At 68.4% G+C, this 8408-nt stretch carries 6 protein-coding genes and 1 pseudogene; 2 read left to right on the top strand and 5 right to left on the bottom strand.

Annotated elements, in window-relative coordinates; genetic code table 11:
* Positions 1-96 precede the first annotated feature (96 nt).
* The 4 genes from FW784_RS10520 to FW784_RS10535 all read right to left on the bottom strand — a co-directional run bounded on the left by FW784_RS10520 (position 97) and on the right by FW784_RS10535 (position 4789).
* The gene (locus FW784_RS10520) at positions 97-891 is read right to left on the bottom strand and encodes a ferredoxin--NADP reductase (protein ID WP_149353298.1); all 795 of its coding nucleotides are present in this window, start codon (positions 889-891) and stop codon (positions 97-99) included.
* Positions 892-954: 63 nt separating this feature from the next.
* Complete coding sequence (locus FW784_RS10525) at positions 955-2148, bottom strand: App1 family protein phosphatidate phosphatase (protein ID WP_149353299.1); 1194 nt, start codon at positions 2146-2148, stop codon at positions 955-957.
* Between the two features lie 58 nt (positions 2149-2206).
* Positions 2207-2977: a murein L,D-transpeptidase catalytic domain family protein gene (locus FW784_RS10530; RefSeq protein WP_205123606.1), complete on the bottom strand. Its 771-nt coding sequence runs from the start codon at positions 2975-2977 to the stop codon at positions 2207-2209.
* 123 nt (positions 2978-3100) lie between these two features.
* A complete protein-coding gene (locus FW784_RS10535; RefSeq protein WP_149353300.1) occupies positions 3101-4789 on the bottom strand; it encodes an ABC1 kinase family protein in 1689 nt (562 codons plus the stop codon).
* Positions 4790-4867: 78 nt separating this feature from the next.
* Between FW784_RS10535 and FW784_RS10540 the strand changes: the two genes are divergently transcribed.
* Entirely contained in the window at positions 4868-5419 is a 552-nt protein-coding gene (locus FW784_RS10540; RefSeq protein WP_149353301.1) for a DUF488 domain-containing protein, read from the top strand.
* Positions 5420-5685: 266 nt separating this feature from the next.
* On the opposite strand, the pseudogene FW784_RS10545 reads toward FW784_RS10540, so the two are convergent.
* Positions 5686-7867: pseudogene (locus tag FW784_RS10545) on the bottom strand (Tex family protein); the annotation flags it as partial.
* A 309-nt stretch (positions 7868-8176) separates the two neighbouring features.
* On the opposite strand from FW784_RS10545, the gene FW784_RS10550 reads away from it, so the two are divergent.
* A partial coding sequence (locus FW784_RS10550) for a hypothetical protein (protein WP_205123607.1) occupies positions 8177-8408 on the top strand: 232 nt, incomplete at its 3' end.

Here is an 8408-nt window from a genome sequence, read left to right on the forward strand (position 1 = left end):
AAACACTAACCCAACACAACCCTCTACATATCAATAGCCTGTTTCGAAGGGCCGGGTTCGGCGCCACCGGCACCGCGCTCATCGCTGCCGGCCTGATCACTTCTCGACGAAGGCGCGCTCGAAGACGTACTGGCCCGGTGTGCCGATACGCGGCGCCGCGCTGAAGCCGCGCGAGTCGAGCAGGGTGCGGAAGTCGGCCAGCATCTGCGGGCTGCCGCAGATCATCGCGCGGTCGTGCGCGGCGTCGAGCGGCTCGATGCCCAGCTGCTCCATCATGCGGCCGCTGGCCATGAGTTCCGTCAGGCGGCCCCGACGGTCGCTGCCGCCGAACGAAAAGCCCTCGCGCGAGACCGCCGGGTAGTAGAGAAGTTTCGAGGCGATCTGCTCGCCCAGGAACTCGTGCCGCGGCAGTTCGTTGACGATGTAGTCGCGGTAGGCGAGGTCCGCCGCCGAGCGCACGCCGTGGCAGAGCACGACGCGCTCGAAGCGCTCGTACGTCTCGGGGCCCCTGATGATCGACAGCCACGGCGCGAAGCCGGTGCCCGTGCCGAGCAGGTACAGGTTCCGGCCTGGGTGGAGGTCGTGGATCAGCAGCGTGCCGGTCGGCTTGCGGCCGATGAGCACGGTGTCGCCCGGCTGGACGTGCTGCAGACGCGAGGTCAGCGGCCCGTTCTGGACCTTGATGCTGAAGAATTCGAGCTGCTCCTCCCAGTTCGCGCTCGCGATCGAGTACGCGCGCATCAACGGACGCCCGTCCACCTCCAGCCCGATCATCACGAACTGCCCGTTGTCGAAACGGAAGCCGTCGTCTCGGGTGGTGGTGAAGCTGAAGTAGGCGTCCGTCCAATGGCGGACGTCGAGTACGGTCTCGGTGCCGAAAGGCGAGGACATCGGCGGAAGGCGCGGCGTGGGGTCGCGAATTCTAGCCGAGGTCGCCTGCTGCACCCGGAATGCTTACTCCGACTTGCCGTCGATCGCGGCATCCGACGCGGCCTGCCCCAGGGTGGGGCGCGCGGCGTCGCGCAGCACTTCGGCATCGATGGCGGCCACCCAGCCCTCGTCGATGAGGCCAAGCTGCGCGGCGTGCCGCGCGATCGCGCTGCTGTCGCTGGCCAGCATCATCGGCACGCGCGTCTGCGCGACGAGCTGCATCTGCGCGTTCACCGCGAGATCCAGCGGCGTGTCGACCGCCTCGTCGACGTCGCGGATGTAGATGGCGGCGATCCGGTCGCCGAATTCCTGCGCCACGCGTGCATAAAGCCCGGCGTCGGACTGACCCGAATCGCCCAGTAACACCCAGCGCAGTTGCGGAAAGCGCGCCACCAGGCGGCGCACGCGCTCGAGCTTGTGGCCATGGCCCGGCGACTTGATGAACTTGCCGGCATCGAGGCCGAAATCGCGCAGGAACATCGGCCCGTTAGGAATGCCGTTGAGCGCCATGAAGTCCTGAAGCAGCCCGTGCAGGTTCCAGGGCGAGCTGGACACATAGAAGATCGGCACGCGCCCGCGCCCGTCGGCGCCCGCCTGCAGCGCCTGGTACAGCTTCGCGGCCCCCTTCAGCGGTTTGCGCGTGCGCGCGTTGTGCAGGAACGTGAGCTGCGCGGCCACCTTCCAGTCGGTGATCGAACTCTCGAGCAGCGTGTCGTCGATGTCGGAGATGACGCCGACCGTGGCGTCCGCGCCGACCAGAAGCACCTCGAGCGGGGTTCGCAGCGACCCGTCGGCGAGCGAAACGCTGGCCGCAGCCCACAGCGCGTCCACGCCGGGCTGCCCCGGCAGCGTCGCGTTGAAATAGCCTTCGTCGTCGCTGCTCGGCTCGGCGCGGGCAGGCCCGTACTCGAGCACCAGCGGCTCATTCGGCACTTCGTCGGTTTCGAAGCGCTTGTAGGACGCGTACAGGTTGCGCCAGCGCGAGTCGTTGTCGCCGGGGCCGGACAGCTGGGGATCCGCCAGCACGCGGCCCATCAGCTCTACGTGGTCCGCATCCCCGAACCCGCGGTACGCGGATATGTGCCGCGGCCGATTCAGGCCGAAGCGGCGATCGATACGGCTGCGCACGCGGTCGATCGCGTCCTCGGCCGGCACCAGCGCGGCCAGCAGCGCGCGCTGCCAGGCGGGGAGGGCATCCGGATCGGCCTTGTCGGTCATGCGCAAACGATAACGGCCGGACGTGGGCCCGGCCGTCACGGATCCCGCGAGGCCGCGATCAGCGACTGGCGACGATCGCCTGCGGGTGCATCGACGCGCACGCGAGGATGCGCGACTCGTGCAGCCACCGGTTGTCCGGGTAGTACGAGAACACGAACTGGCCGCCCTTGAGCGTGTCGATGATCTCGTGCGCAACCTGCGCGCGAACCGCCGGACAACCCTGCGACCGGCCCAGGCGGCCGACCTTCTGCACCATCGACGGGTCCACGTACCACGCGCCATGCATCACGATGGCGCGGGCGCGGGCATTGTCGTTGAAGCCCTTGTCGAGGCCGTCCATCCGTAGCGAGTAGCCGTTGTGGCCTTCGTAGGTCTCGGCCGTGCGGAACAGGCCGAGGCTGGTCTGGTGCGTACCGTCGAGGTTGGAGAACGCGCGCGCGAAGTTCTCGCCGCTGCCGGCGCCGTGCGCGACGAACTCGTTGTAGAGCACGCGCGGGTTGCGCAGGTCGAACACCCACAGGCGCTTCTGCGTCGACGGCATCGAGTAGTCGATGATCGCGAGCTTCTCGCCCTGGCCGGTGGCGTCGCCGCTGTTGATCGCGCAGTCGCGCGCCTTCAGTGCAAGGTCGATGACCTTCGGGTCGGCGCCGGGAGCAAGTGCGGCAAGGCGCGCGGCCATCGACATCGACGGCAGCGCATGCGTGGACGCGGGTGCGATCGGCGCCGGCGACAACGCGGCGGGTACGCGTGTCGCAACGTTGGGCTCGGCCGGCGAGATCACGGGTGACAGGCAGACGATGGCGAAGGCCAGGACGACGGAAATACGCATGCAGGCAGAACCCCGGTAGGGAGCGCTTCAGGGACGTGGAATCCCGGTGAAGCTTCCCGCACAGGTTAGCCCCGTGAATCCTGCGTGCAAGCGGCAGGAATTCAGGCGATTCAGATTGCCCGTTCAGTGAAGCCCGCGTTCTTCCTTCGGGCGTGCCTTGCGGTCGGTCAGCAGCACGCTGCCCACGACGAACAACCCGAGCAGCGCCGCAATGATGAACATGACGATCGCGACGCCCGGATAGCCGAACAGCCGGGAGCCGTTGTCCACGCGCATCATCAATGCCGATGCCACGAGCAGCGCCGCGATGATCAGCCCGACCGTGATGCGGTTGGCGATCTTCTGCATGTTCTCCATGAGCTTGGAGTCGTCCAGGCCATCGACCCGTACCTGCAGCCGGTTGTCCGCAAGTAGCGTCAGCAGGTTGTTCAGCTTGCGCGGCGCTTCGCGGATCAGGCCTTCGACCTCGATCAGCTCGCCCGCGAGGCCCGCCGGCGACAGCGACTTGCGCAGCCGCTGGCGCATCACGTCCTCGAGATGTTCGCGGACGATGTCCTTGGCATCCATGTCCGGATCCAGCGCGTCGCAGATCGATTCGAGATTGAGCAGCGTCTTGCCGAGCAGGCTCAGTTCCGGCGGCGTGCGCAGGCCGCAGGCGGTCGCGATCCGGGTGAGGTCGAGCACGAGGCGGCCTTCGGACACTGTGCGGCCCCCGGAACGCGCCGCATAGGACGCCACGAGTTGCCCGACCTCGCGCTGGTAGCGCTCCTCGTCGAAGTCCTCGAGGCGCGTGGAGATCGAGATGCCTTCGTTCGCCACGTCTTCGCCACGGCCGTCGACCGCGGCGAACAGCAGCTTCAGCAGCCGGTCGCGCCGCTTCGGGGGCACGTGCGCGATCATGCCGAGGTCGAAGATCGCCAGGCGCCCGTCGTCGCTCAGCAGCAGGTTGCCGGGATGCGGATCGGCGTGGATCTCGCCGTTGACGAATGCCTGGTCGAGGTAGGCCTTGAGCAGGTCGCCGGCGAGGTCGCCGAGGGGCTGCTCGGTGCGCTGCAGGCCGGTGATGTCGGTCACCTTGCGGCCGCGCACCAGGTCCATGGTCAGCACGCGCTTGCCGCACAGGCTCCACACCGGGCGCGGCACGACGAGCCGCGGATACGCTTCGAGCCGCTCGCCGAAGCGCTGCAGGTTCTCGGCTTCAAGGCGGTAGTCGAGCTCGGAAAGCAGCGTCCGCGCGAATTCGTTCACCCAGTCGCCGAACTTCATGCGGCGACCCATGTCGGTGCCGCGGTCGAGCTTGCTCGCGATCGACCGCAGGGCTTCAAGGTCGGTGCGCACGCTGGCCAGCGCGTCCGGACGTTGCACCTTCACCGCCACCTCGCGGCCGTCGCGGAGCACCGCGCGGTGGACCTGGCCGAGCGAGGCCGCGCCGAGCGGAACCGCGTCGAACTCGACGAAGATCTTGTTGATGCGAACGCCGAGCTCCTCCTCGATCACCGCGCGCACGGTCTCGACCGGAAGCTCCTGGACCTTGTCCTGCATGCGCTCCAATGCCGCCATGTAATCGGCAGGCACCATGTCCGGCCGCGTCGAAAGCGCCTGGCCCAGCTTGATGAAGGTCGGGCCGAGGGCCTCGAGGTCGTTGACGAACTCCTCGGGCTTGCCGGGGGTGGTCTGCGAGTCCAACTCGGCTTCGGCGTCCTGGAGCATCGCGTCGTGGTCGAGGCCGCTGAAGATGCCGGCCGTGCGGTACTTCAGCATGAACTTCAGGATCTGCGCGGTGCGCGCAAAGCCGGTGGTGGGTTCGGACATGGGAGTCTCCAGGGATGCGCGCAGCCTATGCGCACCGCCGTCAACGCCGCTTCATCGGTGTCGGGGCAGCCTGTCCGCATGGAAAGCACGCGCACGCTTTGGACGGTCGGGCATTCAACGCACCCCTGGGATGCATTCGTGGCGATGCTGCACGCCGGCGGCATCGAAAGGATCGTCGACGTGCGGCTGCTGGCCGGCTCGCGCCGCTATCCGCAGTTCAACAGCGACGCGATGGCCCTGCAGCTGCCGAAGGCCGGCATCGACTACGTGCCCATGCGCGATCTGGGCGGGCGCCGAAGGCCGCGGAAGGACTCGCACAACATCGCCTGGCGCAATGCCGCCTTCCGCGGCTATGCCGACTACATGGAAACGGCCGATTACCAGCTCGCGCGCGACCAGCTGGCGGCGCTGGCGCTGGAGCGGAACACCTCGGTGATGTGCGCGGAAGCGGTGTGGTGGCAATGCCACCGCTCGCTGATCTCCGACGACTTCAAGGCCGACGGTTGGACGGTGCTGCACCTGCAGCCGGGCGGACGGGTCAAGGAGCACCCGTACACCGGCGCTGCGCGGATCGTCGACGGACACCTCGACTATTCGGTGCCCGCGGAACCGCAGCCGGGGCTGTTCTGATTCATCTCGGCGGCGGCGCCGGACGCGGCGGTGCGCGTCGATCCTGCCGCCGCGACCAGCAGCTGCGCGTGCCGACTACTTCTTCGCCTTTGCGAACGCATCCGCAAGCGCGCTGTTCGCGAATGCCGGCTGCGGCTTGTGCTGCGTTGCACGGGGCCGGTCGCGCGGCGAGGCGGATGGCGGCGTGCGCGCAGCGCGATTCGGGTCGCGCCCGTGGGCAGGCTCGCGGGTCGGTTCCGTATTGCCGCGTTGAGGGCGCGGTGCGGCCTCGTCGAGACGGCAGGTCAGCGCGATCCGCTTGCGCGCGATATCGACCTCGACCACGCGCACTTTCACGATGTCGCCGACCTTGACCACATCGCGCGGATCCTTGATGTACGTGCTCGACAGCGCGGAGATGTGCACGAGGCCGTCCTGGTGCACGCCGATGTCGACGAACGCGCCGAACGCGGCAACGTTCGTCACCACGCCTTCCAGCACCATGCCCGGCTTGAGGTCCTTCAACTCCTCGACGCCCTCGGCGAAACGCGCCGCCTTGAACTCCGGGCGCGGGTCGCGGCCGGGCTTCTCGAGCTCCTTGAGGATGTCCCGCACCGTGGGCAGGCCGAAGCGATCGTCGACGAACTGTTCGGGCTTGATGCCGCGCACGAACGACGGATCGCCGAGTAACGCGCGAATGGGTTTGCCTGTCGCCCCGACGATCCGTTCGACCACCGGGTACGCTTCGGGATGCACGGAGCTCGCGTCCAGCGGCTCGTCACCGTCAGCGATGCGCAGGAAGCCGGCGCACAGCTCGAACGTCTTGTCGCCCAGGCGCGGCACCTTGAGCAGCTCGCGACGCGACCGGAACGGGCCGTTGGCGTCGCGATGGCGCACCACGTTCTCCGCGACCGTCGCGCTCAGCCCCGAAACGCGGGCGAGCAGGGCGGCCGATGCGGTGTTGACGTGCACGCCGACCGCGTTCACGCAGTCCTCGACACGCGCATCGAGCGCCCGCGCGAGCCGGTACTGGTCGACGTCATGCTGGTACTGGCCGACGCCGATCGCCTTGGGTTCGATCTTGACGAGCTCGGCAAGTGGATCCTGCAGGCGTCGCGCGATCGACACGGCGCCGCGTAGCGATACATCGACGTCGGGAAATTCGCGCGATGCGATTTCCGACGCGGAGTAGACCGAGGCGCCGGCTTCGCTCACCACGATCTTGGCGAGTTTCAGCTCAGGCGCCAGCTTGATGAGCTCCGCCGCGAGTCTGTCGGTCTCGCGCGACGCAGTGCCATTGCCGATCGCGATCAGTTCGACGCCGTGCCGGGCGCACAGGGCGCGCAACGTGTGCAGCGAAGCATCCCACTGGCGCCTCGGCTCGTGCGGGAAGATCGTGTCGGTGGCCACCAGTTTGCCGGTCGCGTCGACCACCGCGACCTTGACGCCGGTGCGCAGGCCCGGGTCGAGCCCGAGCACCGCACGCGGCCCGGCCGGCGCCGACAGCAGCAGGTCCTTGAGGTTGTCGCCGAACACGTCGATGGCGTCGGCCTCCGCACGTTCGCGAGCCTGCGCGATCAGGTCGAGCATCAGGTGCAGGTGCAGCTTCGCCTTCCATGTCAGGCGCGCGCAGTCCATCAGCCACTGATCCGCAGCCCGGCCTTCGTTGCGTATCCCGGCGTGCTTCGCGACGCGGCCCGTCGCCAGCAGGTGTCCGGCGTCGGCGTCGGCACCCGGGTCGAGGTCGATCTGCAGGCATTCCTCGCGGCGCCCGCGCAGAAGCGCCAGCATGCGGTGCGAGGGAATCTTTGCGAGCGCTTCGGCATGGTCGAAGTAGTCGCGGTACTTCGCGCCGTCGTGCTCCTTGCCCTCGATCACCTTCGAGCGGATGACCCCGACCTGCGTGAGCCATTCGCGCAGTTCGCCGACGAGCGCGGCGTCCTCGCCCCAGCGTTCCATCAGGATCGCGCGTGCGCCGTCGAGAGCGGCCTTGGCGTCGACGACGCCCCTGTCGGCATCGACGAACGTGGCTGCCGTGGCTTCGGGTGACTGCGTCGGGTCCGCCAGCAGCGCGCTGGCAAGGGGTTCGAGCCCCGCCTCACGCGCGATCTGAGCGCGCGTGCGGCGCTTGGTCCGGTAGGGGAGATACAGATCCTCCAACCGGGCCTTGCTCTCGGCGGCAAGGATGTCCGCACGCAACTCGTCGGTGAGCTTGCCCTGTTCCTCCACGCTCGCGATCACCTGCAGCCGTCGGTCTTCGAGCTCGCGCAGGTAGCCCAGGCGCGTCTCCAGCTCGCGCAGCTGGATGTCGTCGAGGCCTTCGGTCGCTTCCTTGCGGTAGCGCGCGATGAAGGGCACGGTCGCACCTTCGTCGAGCAGGGCAACCGCTGCCTCGACCTGGCGAGCCTGTGCGCCGATCTCCTCGGCGATCCGGCGCGCGATGTGCCTGGCGGTGTTGCGATCCTGCATGGGCGTGTCGACTGTCGGGCGGGGCGGCGATTGTGGCCCGCGGGGCCCGCGTCGCGTCAGCCTTGACAGGAGCGCCCGTCTCGATGGGGCACGAGCGGCAGGACATTGGGCGCCGCGTGCGGCGGCTGCGGTGTGAGCCACGCCTCATCCACGCATGTCGCCGGCGGCGGCCGTGGCCGTCCTGCTAGCGCCTGCACAGTTTCTTTCGCAGTCCGTTCACAGAATGGCGCTAACGCCACGCGAGTGACGTTTTTCGTCGTATACGGCACAAAGGGGCGCATGGGCAGCAGTTTCAGACGCGACGCCGCAGTGACGGCAGCGAACGGCGTGGCGGCGCGTGCGCGCACGCTCGGCGAGTTGCTGCGCGCGCCGCTCGTCTTCACCGTGGCTGCGGGACTCACTGTCGCTGCGGCGGCTCGTCTGTCCCCGCATGCGATAGCCATGGGCGTCATCGGCCTGGTGCTTGGTGGCTGGTGCGGCCTCTGGCTCGCGCGGCCTCGGGCAGGCCGGGCGGACCTGCGCTGGCTGCTGCCCGGGGTCG

The organism is Cognatilysobacter lacus, assembly GCF_008274655.1.
GTDB classification, from domain to species: Bacteria; Pseudomonadota; Gammaproteobacteria; order Xanthomonadales; family Xanthomonadaceae; genus Cognatilysobacter; species Cognatilysobacter lacus.